The 25,409-nt window shown below is 63.1% G+C and carries 26 protein-coding genes and 1 other RNA gene; 13 read left to right on the top strand and 14 right to left on the bottom strand.

The window, feature by feature from the left end; all coding sequences use genetic code 11:
- Positions 1-924: 924 nt before the first annotated feature.
- Positions 925-1,300: RNase P RNA component class A (rnpB, locus tag ACQKI2_RS06385), an RNA gene on the top strand.
- A gap of 100 nt (positions 1,301-1,400) precedes the next feature.
- A complete protein-coding gene (locus ACQKI2_RS06380; RefSeq protein WP_427378864.1) occupies positions 1,401-2,018 on the top strand; it encodes a TetR/AcrR family transcriptional regulator in 618 nt (205 codons plus the stop codon).
- 9 nt (positions 2,019-2,027) lie between these two features.
- On the opposite strand, the gene ACQKI2_RS06375 is transcribed toward ACQKI2_RS06380, so the two are convergent.
- The 7 genes from ACQKI2_RS06375 to hflK form a co-directional block, all read right to left on the bottom strand.
- Positions 2,028-3,065 carry a threonine aldolase family protein gene (locus tag ACQKI2_RS06375; protein ID WP_427378863.1) on the bottom strand — a complete coding sequence of 346 codons (1,038 nt, stop codon included), beginning with the start codon at positions 3,063-3,065 and terminating at the stop codon, positions 2,028-2,030.
- 10 nt (positions 3,066-3,075) lie between these two features.
- Positions 3,076-3,828, bottom strand: coding sequence for an SDR family oxidoreductase (locus tag ACQKI2_RS06370; protein WP_427378862.1), 753 nt, complete (start codon positions 3,826-3,828; stop codon positions 3,076-3,078).
- Positions 3,825-4,814, bottom strand: coding sequence for a calcium/sodium antiporter (locus tag ACQKI2_RS06365; RefSeq protein ID WP_427378861.1), 990 nt, complete (start codon positions 4,812-4,814; stop codon positions 3,825-3,827). Before ACQKI2_RS06365 ends, ACQKI2_RS06370 begins: the two co-directional genes overlap by 4 nt.
- Positions 4,815-5,074: 260 nt before the next feature.
- On the bottom strand, positions 5,075-6,526 hold the full coding sequence (locus ACQKI2_RS06360; protein ID WP_427378860.1) for a Do family serine endopeptidase: 1,452 nt from the start codon (positions 6,524-6,526) through the stop codon (positions 5,075-5,077).
- Between the two features lie 113 nt (positions 6,527-6,639).
- Positions 6,640-6,840, bottom strand: a complete 201-nt coding sequence (locus ACQKI2_RS06355; protein WP_427378859.1) for a DUF2065 domain-containing protein — start codon at positions 6,838-6,840, stop codon at positions 6,640-6,642.
- A gap of 18 nt (positions 6,841-6,858) precedes the next feature.
- Positions 6,859-7,755 carry a protease modulator HflC gene (gene hflC / locus ACQKI2_RS06350; protein WP_427378858.1) on the bottom strand — a complete coding sequence of 299 codons (897 nt, stop codon included), beginning with the start codon at positions 7,753-7,755 and terminating at the stop codon, positions 6,859-6,861.
- The gene (gene hflK, locus ACQKI2_RS06345; RefSeq protein ID WP_427378857.1) at positions 7,755-8,756 is read right to left on the bottom strand and encodes an FtsH protease activity modulator HflK; all 1,002 of its coding nucleotides are present in this window, start codon (positions 8,754-8,756) and stop codon (positions 7,755-7,757) included. The genes hflC and hflK overlap by 1 nt, the downstream gene beginning before the upstream one ends.
- A 328-nt stretch (positions 8,757-9,084) precedes the next feature.
- Here hflK and ACQKI2_RS06340 point away from each other — a divergent pair, with 328 nt between their 5' ends.
- The 3 genes from ACQKI2_RS06340 (at position 9,085) to ACQKI2_RS06330 (ending at position 12,326) form a co-directional block, all read left to right on the top strand.
- Positions 9,085-10,296, top strand: coding sequence for an Mrp/NBP35 family ATP-binding protein (locus tag ACQKI2_RS06340; protein WP_427378856.1), 1,212 nt, complete (start codon positions 9,085-9,087; stop codon positions 10,294-10,296).
- Positions 10,297-11,244: 948 nt separating this feature from the next.
- Positions 11,245-11,769, top strand: a complete 525-nt coding sequence (locus ACQKI2_RS06335) for a 3'-5' exonuclease (RefSeq protein ID WP_427378855.1) — start codon at positions 11,245-11,247, stop codon at positions 11,767-11,769.
- Positions 11,770-11,870: 101 nt separating this feature from the next.
- The gene (locus ACQKI2_RS06330; RefSeq protein ID WP_427378854.1) at positions 11,871-12,326 is read left to right on the top strand and encodes a RidA family protein; all 456 of its coding nucleotides are present in this window, start codon (positions 11,871-11,873) and stop codon (positions 12,324-12,326) included.
- Positions 12,327-12,332: 6 nt separating this feature from the next.
- On the opposite strand, the gene ACQKI2_RS06325 is transcribed toward ACQKI2_RS06330, so the two are convergent.
- The 3 genes from ACQKI2_RS06325 to ACQKI2_RS06315 form a co-directional block, all read right to left on the bottom strand.
- Complete coding sequence (locus ACQKI2_RS06325) at positions 12,333-12,860, bottom strand: DsrE family protein (protein WP_114104765.1); 528 nt, start codon at positions 12,858-12,860, stop codon at positions 12,333-12,335.
- A gap of 142 nt (positions 12,861-13,002) precedes the next feature.
- Positions 13,003-13,923: an SMP-30/gluconolactonase/LRE family protein gene (locus ACQKI2_RS06320; RefSeq protein ID WP_427378853.1), complete on the bottom strand. Its 921-nt coding sequence runs from the start codon at positions 13,921-13,923 to the stop codon at positions 13,003-13,005.
- A gap of 107 nt (positions 13,924-14,030) precedes the next feature.
- Positions 14,031-14,561: a dihydrofolate reductase gene (locus ACQKI2_RS06315; RefSeq protein ID WP_427378852.1), complete on the bottom strand. Its 531-nt coding sequence runs from the start codon at positions 14,559-14,561 to the stop codon at positions 14,031-14,033.
- 140 nt (positions 14,562-14,701) lie between these two features.
- On the opposite strand from ACQKI2_RS06315, the gene ACQKI2_RS06310 reads away from it, so the two are divergent.
- The gene (locus ACQKI2_RS06310; RefSeq protein ID WP_427378851.1) at positions 14,702-15,364 is read left to right on the top strand and encodes a hypothetical protein; all 663 of its coding nucleotides are present in this window, start codon (positions 14,702-14,704) and stop codon (positions 15,362-15,364) included.
- A gap of 127 nt (positions 15,365-15,491) precedes the next feature.
- Here ACQKI2_RS06310 and aqpZ read toward each other — a convergent pair whose 3' ends face one another.
- Positions 15,492-16,172, bottom strand: coding sequence for an aquaporin Z (gene aqpZ, locus ACQKI2_RS06305; protein WP_427378850.1), 681 nt, complete (start codon positions 16,170-16,172; stop codon positions 15,492-15,494).
- 149 nt (positions 16,173-16,321) lie between these two features.
- Here aqpZ and ACQKI2_RS06300 point away from each other — a divergent pair, with 149 nt between their 5' ends.
- On the top strand, positions 16,322-16,834 hold the full coding sequence (locus tag ACQKI2_RS06300; RefSeq protein ID WP_427378849.1) for a hypothetical protein: 513 nt from the start codon (positions 16,322-16,324) through the stop codon (positions 16,832-16,834).
- A 126-nt stretch (positions 16,835-16,960) separates the two neighbouring features.
- Entirely contained in the window at positions 16,961-17,317 is a 357-nt protein-coding gene (locus tag ACQKI2_RS06295; protein ID WP_427378848.1) for a carboxymuconolactone decarboxylase family protein, read from the top strand.
- A gap of 8 nt (positions 17,318-17,325) precedes the next feature.
- Here the strand turns inward: ACQKI2_RS06295 and ACQKI2_RS06290 are convergent, their stop codons facing one another.
- On the bottom strand, positions 17,326-18,120 hold the full coding sequence (locus ACQKI2_RS06290) for a thymidylate synthase (protein WP_427378847.1): 795 nt from the start codon (positions 18,118-18,120) through the stop codon (positions 17,326-17,328).
- A gap of 183 nt (positions 18,121-18,303) precedes the next feature.
- Between ACQKI2_RS06290 and ACQKI2_RS06285 the strand changes: the two genes are divergently transcribed.
- The 4 genes from ACQKI2_RS06285 (at position 18,304) to ACQKI2_RS06270 (ending at position 22,983) form a co-directional block, all read left to right on the top strand.
- A complete protein-coding gene (locus ACQKI2_RS06285; RefSeq protein WP_427378846.1) occupies positions 18,304-19,671 on the top strand; it encodes a pilus assembly protein TadG-related protein in 1,368 nt (455 codons plus the stop codon).
- Between the two features lie 46 nt (positions 19,672-19,717).
- Complete coding sequence (locus ACQKI2_RS06280; RefSeq protein WP_427378845.1) at positions 19,718-21,253, top strand: pilus assembly protein TadG-related protein; 1,536 nt, start codon at positions 19,718-19,720, stop codon at positions 21,251-21,253.
- Positions 21,254-21,299: 46 nt separating this feature from the next.
- Positions 21,300-21,953 (top strand): CDP-diacylglycerol--glycerol-3-phosphate 3-phosphatidyltransferase, encoded by a 654-nt coding sequence (gene pgsA, locus ACQKI2_RS06275; RefSeq protein ID WP_427378844.1) that lies wholly within the window; start codon positions 21,300-21,302, stop codon positions 21,951-21,953.
- 256 nt (positions 21,954-22,209) lie between these two features.
- Positions 22,210-22,983, top strand: a complete 774-nt coding sequence (locus tag ACQKI2_RS06270) for a L,D-transpeptidase family protein (RefSeq protein WP_427378843.1) — start codon at positions 22,210-22,212, stop codon at positions 22,981-22,983.
- Here ACQKI2_RS06270 and ACQKI2_RS06265 read toward each other — a convergent pair.
- Positions 22,962-23,432, bottom strand: a complete 471-nt coding sequence (locus ACQKI2_RS06265; protein ID WP_427378842.1) for an NUDIX domain-containing protein — start codon at positions 23,430-23,432, stop codon at positions 22,962-22,964. The two genes, ACQKI2_RS06270 and ACQKI2_RS06265, sit on opposite strands and share 22 nt — an antisense overlap.
- 6 nt (positions 23,433-23,438) lie before the next feature.
- Positions 23,439-24,338: a phosphoserine phosphatase SerB gene (gene serB / locus ACQKI2_RS06260; RefSeq protein WP_427378944.1), complete on the bottom strand. Its 900-nt coding sequence runs from the start codon at positions 24,336-24,338 to the stop codon at positions 23,439-23,441.
- Between the two features lie 80 nt (positions 24,339-24,418).
- On the opposite strand from serB, the gene miaA reads away from it, so the two are divergent.
- Positions 24,419-25,369 carry a tRNA (adenosine(37)-N6)-dimethylallyltransferase MiaA gene (gene miaA, locus ACQKI2_RS06255; RefSeq protein ID WP_427378841.1) on the top strand — a complete coding sequence of 317 codons (951 nt, stop codon included), beginning with the start codon at positions 24,419-24,421 and terminating at the stop codon, positions 25,367-25,369.
- Positions 25,370-25,409: the final 40 nt, after the last annotated feature.

Below are 25,409 nucleotides of genomic sequence, written 5' to 3'. Positions count from 1 at the left end.
CCGCCCCATCCGCAGGGCTTTTTCATCCCAGGTATAGCCGGACAGGGATACTCCTTGCCCGGTTGATTTTGTTGCATATTTTTGAAGCGCTTCACAAACATTCCACAGGCGTAACGAAACCTGTGAGATTCTTCTCCGGCAGCGAGAAAAAATCTGGACAGCCTCTCGACTCAGGCGAGGGCTTGTGAGATCGTTTCGGTAAGCCAACGGAATACCCGGCAGGAGCAAACCTGCCAACGGAACCGGAGGAAAAGTCCATCGCCCCCGGACGAAACCGGGTCAGGAGCAAAGCCGGGAGACTGGCGGCGCAAAGGGCCCAGGCGGAGATGAAGGGATAAAGCAGGCGATGGCCGGGAGGCGGGAGCTAGACCCAGCCAAACGGGGCCGTATGCCGTAACGGGGCGCGATCCGTAGACGGTGACCAAGAAGTGAGGGCCAGCAATGGCAAGCGCAGGCGGTCAGCCGCATGCTCGCAACCCCCCGGTTGTGCATGACGGCGACGGAAACGGAAGCGTGCGCCTGAAAAGGCGAACGTCCGGGTCCGGAGGGTGATGAAGGATGGCCCGCTCGAACGGGTTGTCTCCAGAGCCTGATGTCGATCGAAGAACGATATCGAGTGCTAGCACAGTGTCTCGGTAGACCGATTCGAAACACACGGGAAGGCACGACGCTCGCAAGGGGGTCGTGCCTTCTTGCGTTTCGGGACCAAGGCCCTCACCTCCCACCGCCTTTGGCGGCGGGCCCCTCCTCTCCCTGAGGGAGAGGGGTTGGGACTTCACCCCAAGCGCAACGCCAAGCCCCTCTCCCGCGAAGTGGGAGAGGAGGGGCCCATTGCGCAGCAATGGGGGGTGAGGGCGCGCGCAGCGCGAAGCCGCCCGGCCCCATTTGCACTGCGCCCCCAAACCCCCTATATCCCCCGCCAGACCAGATGGCCGGGCAGCCGCTGGTATGGGGGTAACCCCATACTGGAGGAAAGTCCGGGCTCCAGGTGGACAGGGCGACGGCTAACAGCCGCCCGGCGTGAGCCGAGGGAAAGTGCCACAGAAAGTAAACCGCCCGAAGGCTTCGGCCCGAGGGTAAGGGTGAAAGGGTGGGGTAAGAGCCCACCGCAGCGCTGGTAACAGGGCTGGCATGGCAAACCCCGCCCGGAGCAAGACCAAGTAGGGGGCACATACGGGCTGTCCGCCGCTCGTGCCCCGGGTGCGTCGCGCCGAGGCGTTCAGTAATGAGCGCCCCAGAGGAATGGCTGCCAGATCCCGCAAGGGACGAACAGAACCCGGCTTATTGGCCATCTGGTCTAATTTTTCCGCCCGGCCCGCCCTAGATTGACGGATATATCCTCCGGTGTGATGTAGGAAACGGTGCGCGCAGATGCCGGTGCCTGATGGAGACGTGTTCCAATGCCCAGGCCCGCCGGCGCCCGCAATCATGACTTTGACGAGAAACGCGCCGCCCTGCTCGACGCGCTGACCGATTTTGCCCTCTCCGCCGACCTGCGCCGCCCCTCGCTGCGCCAGTTTGCCCAGGCGATGAATGCCTCCGAGCCCACCCTGCGCCATTATTTCGGAGACCGGCAGGGCCTTGTCATCGAGATCCTGGAGAATATCGGCCGCAAGGGCGCGCCCCTCTGGGCGGTCGTCGCCCTGCCCTCGGCCAATCCGGCCACCGCCTTTGAGGAATATTTCCGCATCTCCGAGGCTGGCATGCGGCTGGGCGGTTTCATCCGTGCCCATGCTTTCGGCCTCATCGAAGGCCTCGCCGACGAAGCCATCGGCCGGGCCTATCTCGAAAAGGTGCTCGAGCCGGCGCTGGGCGCCGTGTCAGACAAGCTCCGCGCAACCCCCGGCGCCCCGCAGGACGAGGCCGAGCTGCGCACCGCCGCGCTCGCCGCCCTCTCGCCCCTGCTTGTCATGAGCCTGCATCAGGAACTGCTCGGCGGCGCCGCCACCGCCCCCATCGACTCCAGCAAAGTCATCGCCGCCCTGCAAGTCTGGCTCGGCAAAGCGCTCACGCCCTGATGCCTCCCCTTACTTCCGCATCGCCCGCTTGAGCGTTTCCCGCACGGCGTCAATCTCCGCCTCGGCCGTCGCCCAGGAGCACACAAACCGGCTCGATCCGCCGGGCCATTCGGCATAGAAGGCGGCGCCGTCTTCCTGCAGCTTGTCGATGTCATACGGGTCCAGCAGCGCAAAAACCTCATTACCCTGAACATCAAAGGCAAGCTCGATACCGTCCTCGCGGAATACCGCCGCCAGCTCCTGCGCCATTGCGTTGGCATGGGCCGAGAGGCCGAGCCACAGCCCGCCCTCCAGCATCGCCTCCGCCTGCGCCGCCAGGAAGCGCATCTTGGCGGGCATGTGGCCGGCGCGTTTGGCCCGCGCGCGCAGTTCCTTGCCCTTCGCCTTGGCCGCCCCGAACAGGATCACGATATCGCAGCTCAGCGCCCCGGTTTTCGTCAGGCCCAGGGTCAGCACGTCGATACCGGCTTTCCAGCTCATCTCCGCCGGGCTGGCCCCGGTATGCACCAGCGCATTGCCAAACCGCGCCCCGTCCATATGCACCGCCAGCCCGCCGCCCTTGGCGCGCCGCGCGAAGCGGGCCACCTCGTCCGGCGTATAGGCCGTGCCACATTCGGTCAGGTTCGTCAGCGACAGCACCGCCGGGGGCGTGCCATGCACAAAGCTCGGATCAAACTCGTCCAGATAGTCCTTGAACACATCAAAATCGATCTTCGCGCCCTCGCCGGGCAGAAGGTGCAGCCGCCCGCCGCCGGTGAAGAATTCCACCGCCCCGCGTTCATCCATCTGGATATGCGCTTCGCGGTGGCAGATCACCGAGGCAATCGGCGGGCAGAAACAGGCAAGCGCCAGCGCGTTCGCCGCCGTGCCCGAGGGCGTAATCCAGAAGTCGAAATCGTCTGTCTCGAACACCAGCGCCAGCTGCGCCCGTACGCGCGCGGTAATCTTGTCAGCGCCATAGCTGGGGGCGGGCCCGGCATTGGCCCGCATCATTGCTTCGAGCACGGAAGGATGGGCCGGCGCGGCGGTATCGGAGGAGAAGTTCATGGACAGCCTCTCAGATCTGGGTGTCGGGGGTCTGCCACATCAGGTGCTGGCCGCCATCACAGGCGATCATCTGCCCGGTCACGCTGGAGGCGCTCACCAGATAGCGCAGCGCCCGCACGATCTCCTCAGGGCAGCCGCCCTCTCCGGTCAGCGTCGCGGCCTTCTCGGCGGCAAACTGGGCGGGGGTCTGATGCACGCTCTGCAGCGTCGGGCCCGGCGCAATGGCGTTGACGCGCACATCCGGCGCCAGGCCCTGCGCCAGCGTCTGCGTCGCCTGCCACAGCGCCGCCTTGGACAGGGTATAGGTGAAGAACAGCGGATTGAGCTTCAGCACCTTCTGGTCGATCAGGTTCACCACCAGGCCCCGCTCGCCTTCGGGAAGGTGGGCGGCAAGCTGCTGGGCAAGATGCACCGGCGCGCGCAGGTTGGGTTCGAAATGATGGTCCCAGTCTTCGCGGGTATGGCTGGCGGCGCTGTCGCCGGTAAAAGTTGACGCCGAATTGACCAGCAGGGTTACCGGCATGTCCAGGAGTGTCCGGATTTGTCCAAAAAGGTCCGCCCTCTGACGCTCGTCTGACAGGTCGCAGGCGATGATTTCGGCCTTCCCGCCCGCTGCCCGGATGAGCGCGGCGGTCTCCTGCGCGCCCTCGGCAGAGCCCCGGTAATGCACCGCCACGGTCCAGCCATCGGTTCCCAGCGCCAGCGCCATGGCCCGGCCAAGGCGTCCGCCCGCCCCCGTCACCAGCGCGCCCCTGGGTGTCATCCGCGCACCATCTGAACCAGCGCCATGATGTTCGTGCCCGTCACCAGGCCATAGATATACGCCGCATAGACCAGCAGCAGCACCAGCCCCAGAAGCCGCCCCATCTTCACGCGCAGCAGGATCAACGCCGCAAATACCAGCGCCGCTGCCCCCATCACCCAATGGTCATAGCGCTGGAACATCGGCGCCACTTCGAACGGTCCCAGCAGGGCCACGATCCCGCCCGCGCCCAGAAGGTTGAACACGTTGGAGCCAAGGATATTGCCGACCACAACATCCCCCCGCCGCCGGAATGCCGCCGCCAGCCCCGCGCCGATCTCCGGCAGCGAGGTGCCCAGCGCCAGGATGGTCAGCCCGATCCACTCCTCCGGCACCCGGAAATGCCGCGCCACCCCTTCCCCGCCCGCAATGATCATGCCGGAGGCATAGACCAGCCCGGCAATGCCCAGCGGCACATAGAAAATGGCCCGCCAGACCGGGGGATTGAGCGTCACGGCATCGGCATGATGAGAACCGCGCCCGGCGATTTCGTCATGCCGGGCCGCGAAGATGGAAAAGCCGGTATAGCCAATCAGAACCAGCAGGAAGCAGAGCCCCATCAAAGGCTCCAGCGGCAGGATCGCCGTCATCCCGATCCAGATACCGGTTGCCAGCAGCAGCATGCCCAGCGCCCGCCCCTGCCCGGCCCCGCCAGTGCGATAGGTGAAGATCAGCGCGGGAATGGCCGCAACCATCAGAATGTTGGCGATATTGGAGCCGACGATATTGCCGATGGCCAGGCCCGGATTGCCGTTCAGCGCGGCGTTTGCCGAGATGAACATCTCTGGCGCCGAAGTTCCAAAACCGACAATGAAAACACCCGCGACCAGCGGCGAAACGCCCATCGCCCGGCCCAGGCCGAGCGCGCCCCGCACCAATAGGTCTCCGGCAAGCGCCATGAGGAGCAGCCCGCCAAAAAGGGAAATGAGCAGGATGGGGTCGGGCACCGCCTGCTCCCTTGAAGATTAGTCCAGGCGCTTGAACTCTATGAGATTCAGGATGCCGAACACAACTACAATGGCGGCGATCGCGATCAAGGAAGGATGGATCATGTCTCTGCCTCAGCCCGTGAAAAGGTCGATTTGCGCTGTCCTTAGCGCGCGTTGTCGCACTTGGCGAGCCAATTCGGCATCTTTTCCGTAATGTTTGACAGGGCCCTGACGCTGCGTCATGGGCGAAACCTGCCCCAAACGCTGGGGAATTCCCCTTATTTCCGGATTTCGATCGACACGAACTGGTCAAACCAGCCCCCGGTGTCGCCCCGGCGTTTCACCCGGATCAGGATCGGCTGGTTCGGCGCCTGCATGGCGGCATCCAGGCGTTTGAGCACATCGGAAACCGTGCTGACGGACTGGAAATTCACCTCGACGATGACATCCCCCCGGCGCAGCTTGTTGTAAGCCCGGCCCCGGGTGCTGACACCGGTAACCGCAACCCCGGTCATATCGCGCGGCGCGCCGAACCGCCGGCGCACATCATCATCCAGCGCCACCAGATCGGCGCCCAGATCATTGGACAGGCCAACCGCCTCGGACGGCGCAGCGGTGGCGGGCACATCCTCATCCGGCAGTTCGCCCAGCGTGACGGCAACATCCCGCTGACGTCCGTCGCGCACGATGCTGAGGGTGATCGCCTTGCCGATGGGCTTCTCCGACAGCTGGCGCGTCATGTCGCGCACCCCGGCCACCGCGCGGCCATCAATCGCCAGGATGAGATCGCCGACTTCCAGCTTCGCCTTGGCCGCCGGGCTGTCATCGGTGATGCGGGTGACGATGGTGCCGCTCTTGCCGGTTGCGCGATACGCCTTGATGAGCGACTCGTCCGCATCCTGCACATTCACCCCAAGCCAGGGACGGTGCACCCGGCCTTCCTTGATGAGCTGCGCAGAAATGCGCTTCACCGTGTTGGAAGGCACCGAAAAGCCAAGACCAATGGAGCCGCCCGATTGGGAGATAATGGCGGTGTTCACGCCCACAACCTGCCCATTCAGATTGAACAGCGGGCCACCGGAGTTGCCCTGGTTGATGGCTGCATCGGTCTGAATGAAATTGTCAGACCGCCCCGTATTCAGATCGCGGCCCGTCGCCGAAATGATACCGGCCGAGACCGAACCGCCAAAGCCGAGCGGGTTGCCGATGGCGATCACCCAGTCCCCTACTTCGGCCTTGTCGCTGTCGCCGAGGTCAACGAAGGGCAGCGGCGTGCGGGAGGTGACTTTCAGCACCGCGATATCGGTATCCCGGTCACGCCCGATGATCTTTGCGTCCAGCGTGCGGCCATCGGAGAAGGTGACCTCGATCGTGTCGGCCTTGTCAATGACGTGGTTGTTGGTGATGATATAGCCATCAGCGCTGATGACAAAGCCCGAACCGAGCGAGCCCTGGCGCTGGAAGCCATCATCATTGCGGCCGAAATATTCATTGAACCGCTCGGCAGGCGAGCCTTCCGGAAAGGTTGGCAGACGGCTGGCGACGACCTGCGACGTGGAGATGTTCACCACCGCCGGCATCAGGCGTTTGGACAGCGCGCTGAAGCTTTGCGGTGCCGTCTTGGCATCAACCGGCGCGCCGGGACGGGACAGGCTGCCCGCTGTCTGCGCGAACGTGGCGGGGGCCATGAGTGCCATCAGGGCGATCACCGCAACGGCGGTCCGGTTCATGGTGGAGATGACTCCCTTCACGGTCTTTTCTGCGGCCCGCCCGGCAGATGCCGGCGCGCGCGAATTATTCTGCAAAGCTGACTATGGCGCTTTGGCCGCCAGTTGCAACAGGCTCAGGCTGTGCGAACTGCAAGCATCAGAAGGCCGACGCCGACCGCCGCCACCACCAGCCCGCCTATCGCCAGATCGCGGGGCGGCATGTTGGAGAGGAGCTGACCTATGCGGCGCATATAGTCAGGTGTAATGGCGCAGAGCGCCCCTTCCACCAGAAGCCAGACGCCGAAGCCGGCGAGGGCGAGCGTAATCCAGCTCATCGCCTCGCCCGCCCCTGATCAGCGCGTCCCGCCCGCCGCGCGGGCGCTGTCGAAGAACTGGTCACAGACCCCCAATGAACCGGGGCTGATGACCAGCTGCGTGCCCTGCTGGATAGCCTTTTCACACGCGACCAGCGCCCGTTGGAAACGGAAGAATTCAGGGTCCTTGTTATACGCCGTGGCATAGATTTCCGTGGCACGGGCATCACCCTCACCGCGGATCTTTTCAGCCGCTTCACGCGCCTGGGCCTCGATAACGGTCTTCTCGCGTTCGGCCTGGGCGCGGATCAGGCGGGCCCGCTCCTCCCCTTCCGAACGGATGCGCTGGGCTTCCTGCAGACGCGCCGTCCGCATCCGGTTGTAGACGCCTTCGGCAACTTCCTGCGGCAGGTCTGCCTGGCGGATACGCACGTCGATGACATCGACGCCGGCCCGCTGCAGCTCTTCGTTCACGCTGTCACGGATGTTGTTCATCAGGGCGGCGCGTTGTCCGGAAATGATCTCCGGCACCGGAACATCACCCAGCGTGGCGCGGATGGCCGCAACCGTGATCGTGTTGATCTGGGTTGTGGCTGCCGCTTCGGTGCGGAAGCTCTGATAATAGCGCAGCGGGTCGTTGATCCGCCAGCGGACGAACGCATCCACCTGCAGGCGGCGCTGGTCGGAAGCGATCACCTGGATGCCTTCGATATCGAGGCCAAGGTTACGCTTATCGAGCACCTGGACCTGCTGATAGACCGGGATTTTCATGTGCAGACCGGCCTGATCGGTGCCGGGCGCGTTGATGATCCGCACCGGGCGGCCAACTTCAAGCACGATGGCCTGTTGCGCCTGGCCGACGATGAAGAACACATTCGAGATCACCACCAGAGCGATGATGGACAGGATCAGGATGAGCCAACCAAAAGCACGCATCAGCGCTCTCCTCCGCTGTTGGGCTGGGTCCGGACGCGATCAAGCGGCAGATAGGGCACAGCGCCCGAATTCTGGTCGAGGATCAGCTTGTCCGAACGCTCAAGCACACGTTCCATGGTTTCAAGATACATACGCTCGCGCGTGACGCGCGGCGCCTTGCGATACTCTTCATAGATCTGGTCGAAGCGGGCGGCTTCACCGTTTGCATCGGCCACGATCTGATCGCGGTAGGCTTCAGATTCCTGTTGCAGGCGCGAGGCCGTACCGCGGGCCTGCGGAACAACTTCATTGGCAAACTGGGTGGCGCGGTTGGTCAGCGTTTCCGCGTCCTGCTCGGCAACGTTCACATCGTTGAACGCCTCGATCACAGGCTGGGGCGGGTCCGCCTTGCCGATCTGCACCTGAAGCACCTGCACGCCGGCGCGGTATTCGTTCAGAAGCGCCTGGGTCTGTTCGGCGACCTGCTGCTGAACACGGTCACGCTCTGTCGTGATGATCGCCTGAAGGCGCGTCTTGCCGACCACTTCGCGCATCACCGACTCGGCGACCATGGCAACCGTCGTTTCCGGGTCGCGCACGTTGAGCAGGTAGTTCTCGGGGTTCTGCGTGTCGACCTTCCAGATGACCGAGAAGTGGATGTCCACGATATTCTCGTCCTGGGTCAGCATCAGGCTCTGGTCCTGCGTGCGCCCGATCGGGGTTTCGGTGCGGGTTTCCACCTGGATCAGCCGGTGGCTTTCCAGCGGGGCAGGCAGATGGAAATGAAGGCCGGGACCGTAATTTGCCTGCCACTTGCCGAAGCGGAACACGGCGGCCTGCTGTTCAGGCGCCACAACCACAATGCTGGTGGAGAGCCAGGCGAGAAGACCCACGCCCACGATGACCATGACGCCGAGCGGACCGGCGCCGCGGCCTGTGCCGCCGCTGCCACCACCGCCGCCTTTGCGGCCCCCGCCGCCACCATTGCGGCGCTGGCGAAAGCGCTCCTGCATGCGGCGCATCTGTTCTTCCAGGTCGGGCTGTTCCTTGTTCCCGGAATCCTGTTTTCCGGGCCGGTTCCACGGAGAACCACCTTCTCCGCCCCCATTGCCATTACCCGAACCGCCTCCGCCCCAAGGGCCAGAGCCTTTTGTCTTGTCGTCCCAGGGCATTCAGCCTCCTGAAATCTGCGTTTCCCGCCTATATAGAGGCTCTACCACACTCTGCACGCTAAATCGGCTTCCCGGCGCAGCAAAAATGCCGCATTCCGGGGTGCCGGGCCGCCTGCTTCACCCCGCACAAACCGATGTTTGCGCAATTTATGCCCCGTTCTAGCCGAGGAAGTCTTAAATGTTTGGATCAAGGCAGAAGTCCCGGGAGAAACTCGCGGCCGCCGTGCGCAGCGCGCTGGGGGCGCCGGACTGGCTGGAGTCCGTCACCATCGGGGAAGAGGGCCGGGCGATCCTGGTGATCCGGGCTGACAGCGGCGGCACCGCAGGCGCTGAGGCCCGCCGCATCGAGGCGGAAAACGCCGCCGCGCGCATTCCCGGCATCGAAAAGGTGACCACCGTTCTGACCGCGGAAAAGGCGCCCAATCAGACTCATTCCCATGCCAATTCCGGACAGAACCGGACAAATCCGGACAGTCCGCTGACACCCTCGCCCCCCGCCGGGACACGCCGCGTCACCAAGGGCGCGCGCCTTTCCGACGAGGCGCTGAGCCAGGGCGCCCCGCCGCCGGCCAGCCCCATGCGCCCCCTTCCGGGCATCGCGCGCATCCTGGTGGTCGCCAGCGCCAAGGGCGGGGTTGGCAAGTCCACCGTGTCGGTGAACCTTGCCGCCGCGATGGCCAAGGCCGGCATGAAGGTCGGCCTGCTGGACGCTGACATCTATGGCCCCTCCCTCCCCACCATGCTGGGCACGGTGAACGCCGAGCCGGCAACCTCCCCGGCCAAGAAGCTGATCCCGGTGGAGGCGCATGGCCTGAAGACCCTCTCCATCGGCTACCTCTCCGACCCTGACGCGCCGATGATCTGGCGGGGGCCGATCGTGATGTCGGCCATCACCCAGCTGCTCAACGATGCCGAATGGGGCACGAAGGAAGACCCGCTGGACCTCTTGATCATCGACACCCCGCCCGGCACGGGCGACGCGCAACTTGCCATCGCGCAGAAGGTGCCGGTGACCGCCGCGCTGATCGTGACGACGCCGCAGGAAGTGGCGCTCGCCGATGTGCGCCGGGGCGCGGCGATGTTTGCCAAGACGCATGTGCCGGTGATCGGCATTGCCGAGACGATGAGCTGGTTTGAAGACGCGGCCGGAAACCGCCACTATCTGATGGGCGAAGGCGGCGGGCGGAAGATGGCGCAGGCCCTCGGCCTGCCCCTGCTGGCGGAAATCCCGATGCTGCAGCCCATCCGCGAAGCAGGCGACGCGGGCACGCCGGCCGCCCTGTCAAATGGTCCGGCAGCGGATGTTTTCCTGAAACTTGCACGGAATGTGGCGATTGCGCTGGACGAGCTGGTAACAAAGCCCGCGCCGGAGATTGTGTTTGAAGATTGAATTCAACCCAACTACTGGTAATATTCGAATTCTATCTAATGGGGTGGACGAATGACTTCACAACCGCAGCAATCATCATGGCGAAAGTTTTCTGACTGCTTTTACATCAAGCCTGACCCTTCAATTTGGAAAACTCAAAACTACTCCCGCTCCGGGAGTACGATGGTCCCAGATCGGGAACAATTCAGAGAGCCCCAATATGGCTTGCAGCCAAAGAGCCCATACATTTCTCTGCAACAGACCCATGGAGTTTACCTCATCGCTCAAGGTGACGAGGTAATTTATGTTGGTCGAGCAAGGGGCACGGAAAGTATTTGGTCCCGCCTGGGGAAGCACCGCATAAAGTTAACTGGAAGTATGTATGGAAAAGGTGTCCATCACCCAGTTCTCTGGCAGAACTATGCGAGAGATCGATACAGAAATAATCCAAATCTGATTTGCAGCGACATCTTAGAAGATTTCAGTTTTTCCTACTATGAAGTAACCACTCGCTTCGGTCCAACCCAGCCACTCCACCTCTATAAACAATTGGAAGCAGAGGTTTTCAGTGTCGTGGAGACGTCGCCGAATGGGGCACCGCGCCTCAACCACCCGAAACGAATCGCTCGATTGCACACTCGAGTCGGATTAGCGTTCACTCTTCCGTAAGCCAATTAAATACAAATATCCATTATACGCACAACTGATTCCGACAGGAAAATCCTTTGCGCACCCAAAACCGACCCAACATAAAGCGGAAAAATGATCGGCAAAACAAACGAAACCTGAAACAATTTCCGTACACCTTGCAAAATAAATCACATGGCGAACATTACTTTTGCGAACCTCCAACTACTATCGATGCGCGGAATGGGAGTTAGCACTTGGTCGCCCCCAAAGCGGGCCTAGTTGGAACAGGATTAATGAGCAGGCGGGAGGGAGCGCTGCCGCATTGGAGGCTGAGGGCATTTGACTGCGCCGCATGAGTTGCATGAATTTGTGGTGGTGGACCTTGAGACGACGGGGTTCAGTCCGCGCACCTGCCAGATCATTGAGGTGGGCGCGGTGCGGGTGGATATGGTGACCGGCGCGCGGGCGAGCTTTTCGAGCTTTGTGCGATGTGACGCCGCCCTGCCCCATCACATTACGCGGCTGACCGGGATCAGCAGCGACATGCTGGAGGGGGCGCCTGAGGGGCATGAGGTGGTGGCAGAGTTGACCGGGTTTATCCGTGGGCTGCCGATTGTGGCGTATAATGCCGGGTTTGACATGAGCTTTCTGCGCGCGGCGGCGCCGGAAGTGTTTGAGACCCATCCCGTGATTTGCGCCCTGCAGGCGGCGCGGCGGTATCTGCGCCTGCCTGACTACAAGCTGGCAACCGTGGCGCGGCATTTCGGCGTGGACCAGGCCGCCGCCCACCGGGCGCTGGACGATTGCCTGACGACCCTCTCCATATTCGAAGGCATCCGCGCCATCAGCGGGGCGCGGGGATAGGCCTGCCCCGCGTTTATTTTCTCTCGCGGTGGATTGGCGGGTTACGCCTTTGGCTAACCCGCCCTACGGTGTTGTGCTTTGATGAGAAGGAAGGCTGCCCCATGAAACACTTTGCCCTGATGGCCCTGCTCGCCCCTGCCGCGCTGGGCGCGTGCGTGAACATTCAGGATCACGGCCGGCCCGCGCCGAAGGCGTTTCCGCCGCCACCGCCGGAGAAAGTGGTGCTAGTGCCGGGCAATCAGCTTTACAGCGCGGCGGTGGGCCATGGGGATACGATCTATCTGGCCGGGGTGATCGGGCGGAGCGAGACCGGCGACGTAAAAGAAGCCACCCGCCAGGCGATGGACACGGTGAAGGGCAATCTGGAGAAGGCCGGCCGTACGATGGATGACGTTCTCAAATGCACCGTGTTCCTGACCGGCGCCGAGCAATACGGCCCGATGAATGAGGTGTATGCGGACTACTTCCCCGCAGACCCGCCGGCGCGGACGACCGTGGCGATTTCCGCCCTGCCTCTCGGGGCGATGGTGGAAGTGGAGTGTATTGCGGCGCGGTAGGCCGCGTCAGAACGGGTTCAGCGTATAGCCCTGCTGCTGGAGCTGGGCATGCGCGGTCATCGCCGAGAGGGAGACGGTTACGCCCTCGACCAGATCCTCCGGCGCGGCGTCATGCATGACGCCTGCCTGGCCGCAGAGGATGATGGAAACCCCGTTTGCCAGAAGGGCCTCCACCAGCGGCGCGCTGGGATTGGGGGCGCCATCCTTCATCACCTTGCGCAGGTCATTGGTGGCCGGGCCGTGGACCACGACCGCAAGGGCGACATTCTCTGCCGGGACACCGGCGGCGGCGGCCATGTTGAGGAAACGGGCCACACGGTCGAGCGCGGCATTGGCTTTGCCGGGCTCGGCGCCGGCGGCCACATCATAGGCAATCCTGAATTCGGTTTCCGGCGTGAGCGTAGGGTCTGCGACCGGGGCGAACTTGCCATAGCCGGGGATGACCGTGCCCGCGCGGAAATCTTCCGGCCCGGCCAGGGCGGGCACCGCGGCGAGCGCGAAGAGGACGGGCAGAAGGGCGAGTGTGCGGCGCATGGCGATGGCTCCCGGTGGCAAAACGTGACCGGGACCATGGCATGGCTGGCAAGGCTTGGAAACTGCCGATGCAAGAAGATAGGTCCTCTGACGGGCTTTGCCCGCCGAGGGTGACGAAGGTGGAAGGGTCAGGCCCTGGCCATCAGGCGTTGTAGTTCAGCTTCAGGCCCGGTTCTGCCCAGCGGGTCTTGATCAGCTGGCCGGTGCCGGAGGCGCAGATATAGGCGTCGCGCATGTCTGCCCCGCCAAAGGCAATGTTGGTGACGAAGGGGTCTGGGATTTCGGTGAAGCTGGATTTGCCTTCGGGCGTGATGGTGGTGATGCCGCCATAGCCGCCATTCTTGAGGATTGTTGCCACACAGACGTTTCCGGAGGCGGCGACGGCGAGACTGTCGAAATAGCAAAGCTCCGTCTGCCCCGTAATCACGCGGCCACGCAGGAAGGGCGGCTTGTAGGGCGTGTATTCGCCGGGGCCGGTGAGCGCAAAGCCCCAGAGACGGGCGGTCATCGTGTCAGCAAAATAAAGCGTCTTGCCGTTCGGCGAGAGGCCGCAGCCATTGGGCGAGATGTGGTGATAGTCCACTTCCTTGATGAGGGAGCCATCGGGCATTGCGTAATAGACGCCGCCATGATCGCGGTTGCGCGAGAAGCCTTTGCCGAGGTCGGTGAAGTAGAAGCCGCCTTCGGTGTCGAACACGATGTCGTTGGGGCCGCGCAGGGATTGTCCGTCCACGGCTTCATAGAGGCGGTCCACCTTGCCGGTGGAGAGGTCGACCCGCTCGATACGGCCGCCGGAATAATCGGGCGGGCAATTGCCGGGGATCGTGAGGCCGCCGACTTCGTGATATTCGAAGCCACCATTATTGCAGCAATAGAGCGCGCCGTCCGGGCCGATGGCGAGGCCGTTGGGGCCCCCGCCCGGCGTGGCGATCACCTCGCGCTTGCCGTTCCAGAGGCGGGAGATGCAGCCGCGCTGGATCTCGACGATGATGACCGAGCCATCTTCCATGACGACGGGGCCTTCGGGAAACCCGAGGCCTGAGGCGACGACTTCAAAATCCATGCTCTTGTTCCTCCCGGAAGGTTTCTTTTCCGGAAGGGTAAGGCGGGGATGCGGGCCGTGTCTATCACTGCCCCAGCGTGAAGCGCAGGCCAGTGGTTCAACTATGGTCAGGCGTGGGCGGAGGCGCGGTCGAGGCGGAGGATGCGGAAGGCGTGGTCATTGCCCTCCCCTGCCGGATGGGCGGCCAGCTCGTCCTGGCGCCACTGGCGCATGTCCAGTTCCGGGAATAGCGCATCGCCCTCGACCTCGGTTTCGACCTCGGTGAGGTAGATGCGGTCCGCGAAAGGCAGCGCGAGAGTGTAGATTTCCGCGCCGCCGATGACGAAGGCTTCGTCCCGGCCTTCGCGCGCGGCGATGGCGCGGGCCGCGTTCATGGCCGCCGGGAAGCTGGAATAGACGCGCGCCTCTGCCGCGTCATAGTCCCAGTCGCGCGTCAGAACGATATTCTCGCGGCCGGGCAGCGGGCGTTTGGGGAAGCTTTCCCAGGTCTTGCGGCCCATGATGATGGGCGCGCCCATGGTGGTCGCCTTGAAGAATGCCATGTCATCCTTCAGCCGCCAGGGAAGACGGCCGGATGCGCCGATGACCCGATTGCGCGCCTGCGCAACGATCAGGCAGAGTTTGACTTCGATGGACATTGTTCTTGTTATTATCTTTCACATCAGTCCGACTGGCGCACTCCCGATTGCCCGCTTCCTCGCCCCGAGTGCATGGTTTAAGCAAGCACCGAAAGCAGCGGCAACTGTATTAAACTGGTACATCGGGGGAACGCTCACAAATGTCTGAACTCGTATCGGTCCTGACCAATGGTCAGCCGCAGTTGATAGGGCCGGCGCTGGGCGCGCTGCTGCTCACATTTTGCGCCATCTGGTTTCTGAACGGACGGTTCTGGGCGTTCATCTATGTGGCGCTGATTCCCTTCCTCAACTGGTCGTTCAGTGTGATCCCCCAGGCTGAGATCATCGCGCCGGGCGGGGATTATGCGCCGGGCGTGGCGCTGCACCCGATGACGATGGTGACCGGCATGGTGTTCGTCATCCGTGACTTCGTGCAACGGGAGATGGGGCACAAGGTGCTGATCCTGATGGCGATCGCGGTGGCGTGGTCGTTCTTCTATTCCTGGCCGGTGATTGCGCTGGCGAGCGGAATTGCATTTGCCGTGTCAGAATTTGTCGACTGGATGGTTTACACCTTCACGAAATACCGCCTGTCGACCCGTATCCTGATTTCCAGCGCGCTCGCCTCGCCGATGGATACGACAGTGTTCCTCTATGGCGCCGACATCGCCCAGCAGATGCAGCTGGGGGCGGAGCCGGGCAACATGCTGCATCCCATAAACTGGATTGTTTTTGTTATCGGCAAGATGGTGGGCGCGGTGATCGTTTCATATGTGATCCGCCGGCGCGAGGATATGGGGCTGATCTCGCCCCATGAGGCGTGATTGAGATTGCTCGCGGCTATTGCTGAGCCCTGCGGTCTCAGCGCCGCTGTGCCTGCGCGTTGCTTGTGGAGTCGCGGCTGGAGAGGTTGAGATGGCCCCGCCCTTTTGGGGCGAGGCCAGTTGAGAATTACTCCGTTTCCAGAAGTTTCTGGCGGAAGAGAAGGCCGGCAAGCGCTGCGCCGATCAGCGGGGCAACGAAGAACAGCCAGAGCTGGGAAATCGCCGTGCCGCCGACGAACACCGCCGGGCCGAGGCTGCGGGCGGGGTTTACCGATACGCCGGTGACCTGAATGCCGACAATGTGGATGACCGCCAGCGTCAGGCCGATGGCAAGGCCCGCGACCATGCCGGGGGCTGATATCTGGGTAGACCCCAGGATCACCACCAGGAACAGGAAGGTGGCCACGACTTCAAAGACGAGGGCGGCCACAAGGCTGTATTCGCCGAGATAGCCCGGCCCCCAGCCATTCTGGCCGAGCCCGTTCGAAGCAAGATCATACCCGGCCTTGCCCGAAGCGATGAGATAAAGGACCGCCGCACCGAGGATCGCCCCGATGAACTGCGCCAGCCAGTATTGCAGCATGGAATTCAGCGTCATCCGCCCGGCAATGAACGCGCCAAAGCTGACAGCAGGGTTTACATGACAGCCCGAGATGGGGCCGATGCCATAGGCCATGGCGACGATGGCCAGGCCGAAAGCGAAAGCTATTCCCAGTTGGCCAACTTCGCCTCCCGCGAGAACGGCCGAACCGCAACCGAACAGGACAAGGGCAAAAGTGCCGATAAGTTCAGCAATCAGGGTTTTCATGGATGCCTCCTTGATGGGCCGGACCGGTCTAAATGCCGCCTCAAGCCAATGTCAGGATGCAGAGCTTCTACCGTTACGGCAAGCCGCAATCTGGGGCTTGCCAGAAAAGGCGGTGCCCGCAACTGTCTGGAAGACAAGGAGTTCTATCGATGAAACGCCTGACCGTCCTTCTCCTGCCGGCTCTGCTGCTGGCGGCCTGCGGGCATAGCCCGGACCGGAACGATGCGGCCGCGCCGGCCAGGGCTGCTGCGCCAGAAGCGGAGCGCGCGCCGGGGCCCGGCGCGTATGACCCCCGCCCGGCGGCCCTGCCCTTCCGGCTGGATGTGACCGTTTCAAGCGAAGTCAGCCGGGCGCTGGACGCAGCGGGCGTCAAGCTGACCGTGGAGGCGGACTATTTCGGCAAGGCGCGGCGGGGCGAGGCGCTGGTCGATCTGGGGCGGGAAGACCGCCAGATCAGCGTGCGCAACCAGTCCGTCACCCTGGCCGGGCGCTTTGACGCCGGGCAGGTGGCGCGCGAGGTGAGCGGGGATCCGCAGGTGCGGGTATCCGCCTCGGTGAAGGGTGAAGGCGGGCCAGTCGTCTATTGTACGGAGTTCGAGGAGGCCCTGCCGATCGCGGTGGAGACCGGTGGTTTCATCCATTGCGAATTGCTGAGCGAATAGCGCAGCCCCCGCGGGGCAGATGCCTAAGGGCATTTCCCTATTGGATCGGCAGACCAGGGCCGCCAGTTGAGAAAAGGCGCATGCGCCCGCCAACTCACATCCAGGAAGCTGCAAGGAGCCCCTATCATGTCTTCAGGCACCAAGGACTACGCCGTCATCACCGGCGCCATCAATGAAGGCCTCGCCGGCCTGCGGCGCACGGGCGCGGCAGACACGCTCACCCAGTTCAGCGCCCTCTCCAAGGCTGCCCTTGCCGACGGCGCGCTCGACAAGAAGACCAAGGAACTCATCGCCCTGGCCATCGGCATTTCAAAACAATGCGACGGCTGTATCGGCTTCCACACCAAGGCCCTGAAACGCCTTGGCGCCACGGATGAAGAGGTGGCCGAAACCCTGGCGATGACCGTCTATATGGGCGGCGGGCCCAGCCTGATGTATGCGGGCGATGCCTGGACAGCCTGGCAGGCCCTTCAGGAGGACTGAGGCACGCTTCAGACCGCCACAGGCGCCTTGATATGGGGATGGGGATTGTAGCCGTCGACGCGGAAATCCTCATACTCCCAACCGAAAAGATCTTTCTTCTCAGGGTTCAGCCAGATGGCCGGCAGGGGGCGCGGCTCCCGCGACAGCTGCAGCTCTGCCTGCTCCAGATGGTTGAGATAGAGATGGGCGTCCCCGAAGGTGTGGACAAACTCGCCCGGCTCCAGCCCCGTTGCGCGGGCCATCATCAGCGTCAGCAGCGCATAGGAGGCGATGTTGAAGGGCACGCCCAGGAAGACGTCGGCCGAGCGCTGGTAGAGCTGGCAGTTGAGCTTGCCGTCCATGACATTGAACTGAAAGAGGCAGTGGCAGGGCGGCAGGGCCATGTCGTTGACGTCTGCCGGGTTCCAGGCCGAGACAATCAGGCGGCGGGAATTGGGATTGGTGCGGATTTCATTCAGCACCCACTGGATCTGGTCGATGGTTTCGCCATTCGGGGCGGCCCAGCTGCGCCACTGCTTGCCATAGACAGGGCCGAGATCGCCGTTTTCGTCGGCCCACTCATCCCAGATGGAAACGCCGTTTTCCTTGAGATAGCGGATATTGGTATCGCCCTTCAGGAACCAGAGCAGCTCGATGATGATGGAGCGCAGGTGCAGCCGCTTGGTCGTGACCATCGGGAAGCCCTCGGAGAGGTCAAACCGCATCTGGCGGCCGAAAACACCGATCGTGCCGACGCCGGTGCGGTCGCCGCGCCGGTGGCCGTTTTCCAGAATGTCCTTCATCAGGGCGTGATACTGCTGCATGGGGCGAGGCCTCTCGATTCGCGCGGTGACCAAGTTAACAGATTCCAAACCCTGCGGGCAAATTTCATCATCCCGGCCGCACCGGGCAGAAACCCAGATCTGCGATAACCCTGCAATGGCCGGGGACATGGGGGCACGCATTTGACCCAGATCCCGGCCGTATGGATGGGACAGAGGGTCAAGATGAACACCGGCCGTTTGAATTTTGCTGCGAATGAGAAGGGCAATGTTGCGATGATCGCGGCGCTGACCATCATCCCGATTGTCGCGATTGCTGGCTTTGCCATCGATTTCCAGGTGACAACCACCCAGAAAGCGCGGGTTCAACAGGCGGTCGACAGCGCGGTTCTGGCCGCAACCAAATCCATGCAGGATGGCAAGGACCAAGCCTACACGCTGAAGGAAGCCAACGACTATTTCACCGGCATCCTCAACCAGTCCAACAATAGCGGTCTGACCTGCACCAAGATCCAGCTCACCTATATTGAAGAAACCGAGGAACTCGAAGGTTCCGCCACCTGTGAGCAGCGCACCACGCTTTCCAATGTAGTGGGCATCAAGAAGCTCGATTTCACCGTCTCCTCCGCCGCCACCTATGGCATCGGCAAGCTGGAAATCGCCTTCGTATTCGACGTGTCAGGCTCGATGGGCTCCTACGGCCGGATGGATGACTTGAAGGAAGCCGCAGTCGTCGCCGTAGACACCCTACTCCCGGTTGAAGGGTACTCGGGCGATCCCGAAGATGTGCGTCTTGCAATGGTGTCTTACGATACGATGGTCAATGCTGGCCCATTCTTCAAAGCCGTGACGAACAAAGACGCAAACCGGACCTATTCCGAAAGCGTCTATACATGCATCCGTTATCGGAACAATGGCACTTGCCGCCAGTACGGTTATGAAGAAAAAACATACACCATAAACTCAACCTGCGTTTGGGAGCGCCAGGGCGCTGACGCATATACTGACCGTGGCCCTGCCCCCAATCGCTGGCTCAGCACCGTAGACGCGACTTACGACACCAGCAATGACCGTTGGGTTCTGGTGAACCCGTCCAGCACTACTACGTGGTGCAACACAGATATTCCCGTTCCGCTCACGTACAATCGCGAGCCTCTTCTGGATTTCATCGCCAGTATGCGCCCCCGTGGCAATACGGCCGGTCATATTGGCACCGCTTGGGGTTGGTATCTGGTTTCGCCGGAATGGAACCATGTGTGGCCTGCTGCATCGCAGGCCCTCCCCTATGACGAGCCCGACGCAACCAAGGTGGTTATCCTAATGTCGGACGGCGAATACAACCAGACCATTCAGGGTACGAACAAGGGCACGCCAAGATCGGCAACAATGGCCAAAGACACATGCGACGCAATGAAGGCCAAAGAGATCATCATCTACACAGTCGGGTTCAACGCGCCCACTGCCGGCCAGGAGGTACTTGATTACTGTGCCAGCAATCCGGCGTTCTCATTCCGCCCCACCAACGGGCAGGAACTGACCGAAGCCTACAAGAATATCGCCCGCTCGATTTCCGATCTGCGCATCTCGCGCTGACCGGCGCTTCAAAAAACCCTTCTGCCTGCAGAGCAATGATCTAGAGATGCGCCCTTCCCGCCCGATTTCCCGCCTTCACGCGCTTGCGCGCGCCGAGGGCGGGAATGTGGCGATGATCGCGGCTTTTGTGATCCCCTGCATCATTGCCATGGCGGGCATTGCCGTCGATCTTCAGAACACGGTGCGCCAGAAATCGAAGGTTCAGGCAGCGCTGGATTCCGCCGTGCTGGCCGGCGCGCTGGGCCGGCAGGCCGGCAACACGCCTGCCGAAGTGACGAGCGATGTGCAGGCGTACGCGCAGGCGCTGTTCGACGATCAGGGCGGGGGCCTTACCTGCGATCCGGTGGCCGTCAGTTTCGACGAGGCCAATTTCGACATCCATGGCTCGGTACACTGCGAACAGGTGACCTACATTTCCAGCCTGATCGGCCACGACAAGCTGGAGTTCACTGTCAACTCCACCTCCACCTATGGGGTCGGCAAGCTGGACGTTGCGTTCATATTCGACGTATCCGGATCAATGAACAGCTATAACCGGCTGGCGCAGCTGAAGACGGCAGCGGGGGCGGCCATCGACGAACTGCTGCCCGATAGCCGGGAGCGGGACGGCACGGTGCGCCTGGCCATCGCCAGCTATAATCACTCGCTGAATGCCGGGCCCTATATCAGCCAGGTGACCGAGATGGTTACCCTATCCGCTGACGGATCAAATTCCACCGCCCAGAGCCGCTATAACAGCCACAACACCAAGCGGATGATCGATCAGGACAGCGGGCGGCGCTTTTTCTATTATCAGGCCGGCACCTGTTCGAGCTGGAGCTGCGGGCGCAATTCGACCTGGACCTGGAATACCCAACGCCGTTTCTTTGCCGATACCGGGCTCAGCGACCGCTGCGTGCATGAACGCACGGGCACGCAGGCCGCCACCGATGCGGCGCCTGGCGCTGGCGCCTGGATCGGCGCGGGCAATCCGCGCTGGAACTTCTCTGCCAGCAGCACCAGCAAATATGATGGCTGGCAGAATGTGGAAAACCAGAACGCAACCGGCTATGGCGTGGGCGCCTATGAAGGGCGCCACGGCACCTGCATGCCCTCTGGCCCCGTGCCGCTGACCGAGGACAAAACCGCCCTCAAGGCGCATGTGAACGGCCTGATCGCGGAAGGCGGCACGGCGGGTCATCTGGGCATAGCCTGGGGCTGGTATCTGGTTTCGCCGGAATGGGCCGGCATCTGGCCGGAGGCCTCCGCGCCCCTGCCCTACCGGGAGCCGCAGACCTCCAAAGCGGTGATCCTGATGACCGATGGCGAGTTCAACATTCAGCACCCCACCGCCACCAAGGACTCGTTTCGCCAGTCGATGGATCTGTGTGACGCGATGAAAGCCTCCACCCGCCGGATCCAGATTTATACTGTTGGCTTTCAGGTGCCCTCCGGCGTGCAGCGCACCGGCGACGGGCGCACCATTCTGGAATATTGCGCCACTTCCCCCAGCCACGCCTTCAGCGCCGACAATGGCGAGGAGCTGATCGAGGTTTACCGCTCGATTGCCCGCTCCATCTCCGACCTGCGCCTGAAACAGTGAACGGGCGCCATTGCCGCAAGGCGCGCGGGCTGGCAGACGGAGCGCCATGTTTGCCTGGATCCCCAACGCCCTGACGATTTCCCGCTGCGTGTTTGCGGCGCTGGTTCTATTTGCTGCCTTCAAGGCGTCAGGCCTCGAGCCGCTGCTGGCCGATGCCGGGGTGACGGGGCTGGAGCGCCAGCGCTACGCCACCTTCCAGCAGCTGTGGCATCAGTTCGGCCTGCTGGCCTTCATCTCGGGCATGCTGACGGATTTCCTGGATGGCTGGGCCGCGCGCGCCTTCAAGGCGGAAAGCCGGTTTGGCGTCTGGCTTGACCCCATCGCCGACAAGCTGCTGGTGGGGGCCGCGCTGATCGCGCTCGCCCTCGCGCTGAAAACCTGGCTGATCTACGTCCCCGCCGCGCTGATCCTGGCGCGGGACGTGTTCATGACCTGGCTGCGCACGCGGCCGGAAGCGGCTGGCATCGTCGCCCCCTCAAGGCTGGCGAAATGGAAAACGGCGGCAGAGATGATGGCGATCACCGGGCTGATGCTGCCGCTGGCGCTGTGGCCGATGCCGGAAGCCCCGGCGGGCGGGGCCGGGCTGCATTGGAGCACGCTGGCAACCGGGGCGCTGGTGCTCGGCCTCTGGGTGGCAGCCGCCCTCTCCCTGCTCACCGGCATGCAATATGTCAAAGCCATCAAGGGCAGCCAGCGCTGAACACGAAAACGCCGGTCTGGGAAAGCAGACCGGCGCCGACGTCGATGGGCGGGCTTATGCGCGGGAGAGTGCGGGCCGCCGATTTGCAGGGTCGTCATCATGTATGGCGGGAGGGGTGAACCCGACATGTGCCCAGATTGCGCCGCAATTCTTAACGGCGCATTAACGCCTGCCTTTCGGTCTTTTAACCAAAAATCCCGGGGCCTCCGCGAAGGCGCCCGGCTTCAGCCACAATCGGGGTGAAGCTGGATGGGCCATGACCCAGCGCCGCCCGACCTATCGCCGCCGCCCGCAACCCAACATCATCGCGATCCTGCTCGCGATGCTCGCCTTCCTCTGCCTGCCCGCGCTGTTTGCGTTTGCCCATGCCGAAGCTGTGCCGCAGACGGCCCGCTCCCGCGCGGCATATGAGGCGCAGGCGAGCGGCGTGAAGGCCGCGCTGGCCGAAAAGGGCCTTGCCCTTGGCAGCCCGGTTTTTCTGCAGATCACCAAGCAGCCTGCCGAGCTGACCGCCTATGTTCAGGACACAGACGGCCGGTTCCAGCCCTACCGGACCTGGCCGGTCTGCGCGATGTCTGGGGGCCTTGGCCCGAAGATGCGCGAGGGCGATCTGCAGGCGCCGGAGGGGTTCTATACGGTGAGGCCCGGCCAGATGAACCCGGCCTCCAGCTTTCACCTCTCCTTCAACCTCGGCTATCCCAACGCCTTCGACCGGGCAAATGGGCGCACGGGAAGTTTCCTGATGGTACACGGATCATGTGTCTCGGTGGGCTGTTTTGCGATGACCGATCCGGTGATCGAGGAAATCTGGACGCTGATGCAGGCAGCGTATGAAGGCGGACAGAGCGAAGTGAAGGTTCACATCTTCCCCTTCCCGATGACGCAGGCGAACCTGGCCGCGCATTCAGCCAGCGAACATGCCGCTTTCTGGCAGAGCCTGAAGCCCGCCTGGGAGCGCTTTGCGGCAGACGGCAGGCTTGCGTCCGTCAGCGTTCGCGGCGGCGCCTATCAGGTAGGGGGCGCCCAGTAGGGCGAGACCGGCAGGCCGCCATAGAGTTCTTCCAGCCGCAGGCGCGTGCCATTGGTGATCCCCTCTGGCGGGGCGGCCGGGTTGACCCAGACGGTCTCTGCGATCTCACCGCGCGAGGTGGCCTCTACCGGCTCCCAACTGCCCCAGGGCACCCGGTAGAAGAGGACGTGATCGTTGGGAAAGTTGTGATGGTTTGAATAGACACTGACGAGCCGGGGCTCTGTGACGAGTTTCACGCCCGCTTCCTCGACCAGTTCGCGCTGAAGCGCGTCCAGCGCCGGCTCGCCCCGCTCGATACCGCCGCCGGGCATGAACCAGCCCCGTATGTAAGTGTGGCGCACCAGGAAGACATGCCCGGCCTCATTCTCCACCGCCGCGCGCACGCCGAGTGTCATCGGGCGGCTGAGACGGAACCAGGACTGGAAAAGGCGGGTACGGATCTTGGACATTTCCGGTCATCTCCGGACAAATTCGGACACCTTGTATCCTTGGAAGAAGAGGGCGGCCGTCAAGTCCGTATGGCGGATGGCGCCGGTGGCTTCGGCGGCGACAACGGGTTTTGCCTTATAGGCGATGCCGAGGCCGGAGGCGCGGATCATATCCAGATCATTGGCCCCGTCCCCCATGGCGATCGCGTCTTCCGGGGTGGCGCCGAGCGCCGCGACGGCCTCAATCAGGGCGGCGCGCTTGGCTTCGCGGCCAAGGATGGGCCGGCCCACTTCGCCGGTGAGAGCCGCGCCGTCATCCATCAGCGTGTTGCCCTGATGGCTTTCAAAGCCTGCGAGTTCAGCGACGCGGGAGGTGAAATAGGTAAAGCCGCCGGAGACGAGCAGCGTGCGGGCGCCATGGGCCTTCATGGTGGCGATCAGTGTGCGGGCGCCGGGATTGAGGGTGATGCGTTCTTCCAAGGTGCGCGTCAGGGCGCTGAGCGGGAGGCCTTTCAGCATCGAGACGCGCTCTGTCAGGGCCGCTTCGAAATCCAGCTCGCCGCGCATGGCGCGTTCGGTGATTTCGGAGATCTTGGCTTTCAGACCCACGGCGTCAGCGATCTCGTCGATGCATTCCTGGCCGATGATGGTGGAGTCCATATCGGAGATGAGGAGCCGTTTGCGGCCGAACCGGCCCGCCGGCATGATGGCCGCATCGACCGGGCCAGCCGCTTCGATCTGGCGGCGCAGCGCTGCGGCCCCTTCCCCGCTGGCGGCGAAAGGCAGGAAACCGGCATGGAAGGGAGCCCCGTCAGCCAGGGAGGTCCATTCGCCCGCCTCCCCGCCAGCCGCCTTGACGGCGGAGGCGGCGAGTGCCGGGAGGCGGACATCTGCCGCGCTGGCGGCGGCCACCAGAACCCAATCCATCTTCATGCCGGAGGCCCTCTTGAAAGCTCGCCGTCTCTAGGTGGCTTTCCTCAAGGCCCGCAAGTCCTTAGTTGTACCAGATGCACCCTGCCATCCTGATACACGGCCCGACGGCCAGCGGAAAAACCGCCCTTGCAATAGAAGTCGCCCGCAAGCTGGGCGGAGAGGTAATCAATGCCGATTCGATGCAGGTTTACCGTGACCTGCAGGTAATTTCTGCCCGCCCGACCGAGGAAGAGATGGACGGCGTGCCGCATCATCTGTTTGGCTATGTGGACGCGGCGGCGCGCTATTCGACCGGCGAATGGCTGGAGGCGGCACGGGGCGTGCTGAAGAAATTGCAGCGCCAGAACAAGCATGCGGTGATCGTGGGCGGCACTGGGCTCTACCTGCTCGCCCTCACGCAGGGGCTTTCCGACATCCCGCCGGTGCCCGACGACATCCGCGCCGAGGTGAAGCAGATTTCCGACACCGAGGGCGCTGACGGGTTGCGGGCGCGCCTTGCCCCGCATGATCCGGAGCTGGCAGAGCGGCTGGGCACCGGTGACAAGCAGCGCCTGGCGCGGGCCTATGAAGTGTGGCTGGCAACCGGGCGGCCCCTCAGCGATTTCCAGACCGAGCGCCAGCCGCCCGTGCTGAAGGATGGCGAATGGGTAGGCTATGCCCTCACCCCGCCGCGCGCGGCCCTCTACAAGAAGATCGACCGCCGGTTTGAAGGGATGCTGATGCAGGGCGCCATGGCCGAGGCCCACGCGCTGGTTTCACGCGATCTTGACCCGGAACTGCCGGCGATGAAAGCCCATGGCATGCCCTGGATTGCCGCCTTCGTGCGCGGCGAGATCAGCGCCGAGGAGGCAGCCGAGAACGCCAAACGCGACACAAGACGTTATGCTAAAAGACAATTTACCTGGATCGGGCGGCAATTTCCCTTCTGGCCGCGCATCCCTTCCCCCGAAATCGGGGACCGCATGAGGGTTATTTTTGCCCTCTATCGTGAGATTGACACGGCCAACACGGAAGATTATGCCTGAGCTCCCAGAATTGAGGAAACGCAAAGTGCGCGTCAGAAAC

It is taken from the genome of Hyphomonas sp. NPDC076881 (assembly GCF_050269995.1).
GTDB lineage: Bacteria > Pseudomonadota > Alphaproteobacteria > Caulobacterales > Hyphomonadaceae > Hyphomonas.
Note: the sequence above shows the minus strand (reverse complement) of the source record. Positions and strands in the feature narration are given on the sequence as shown.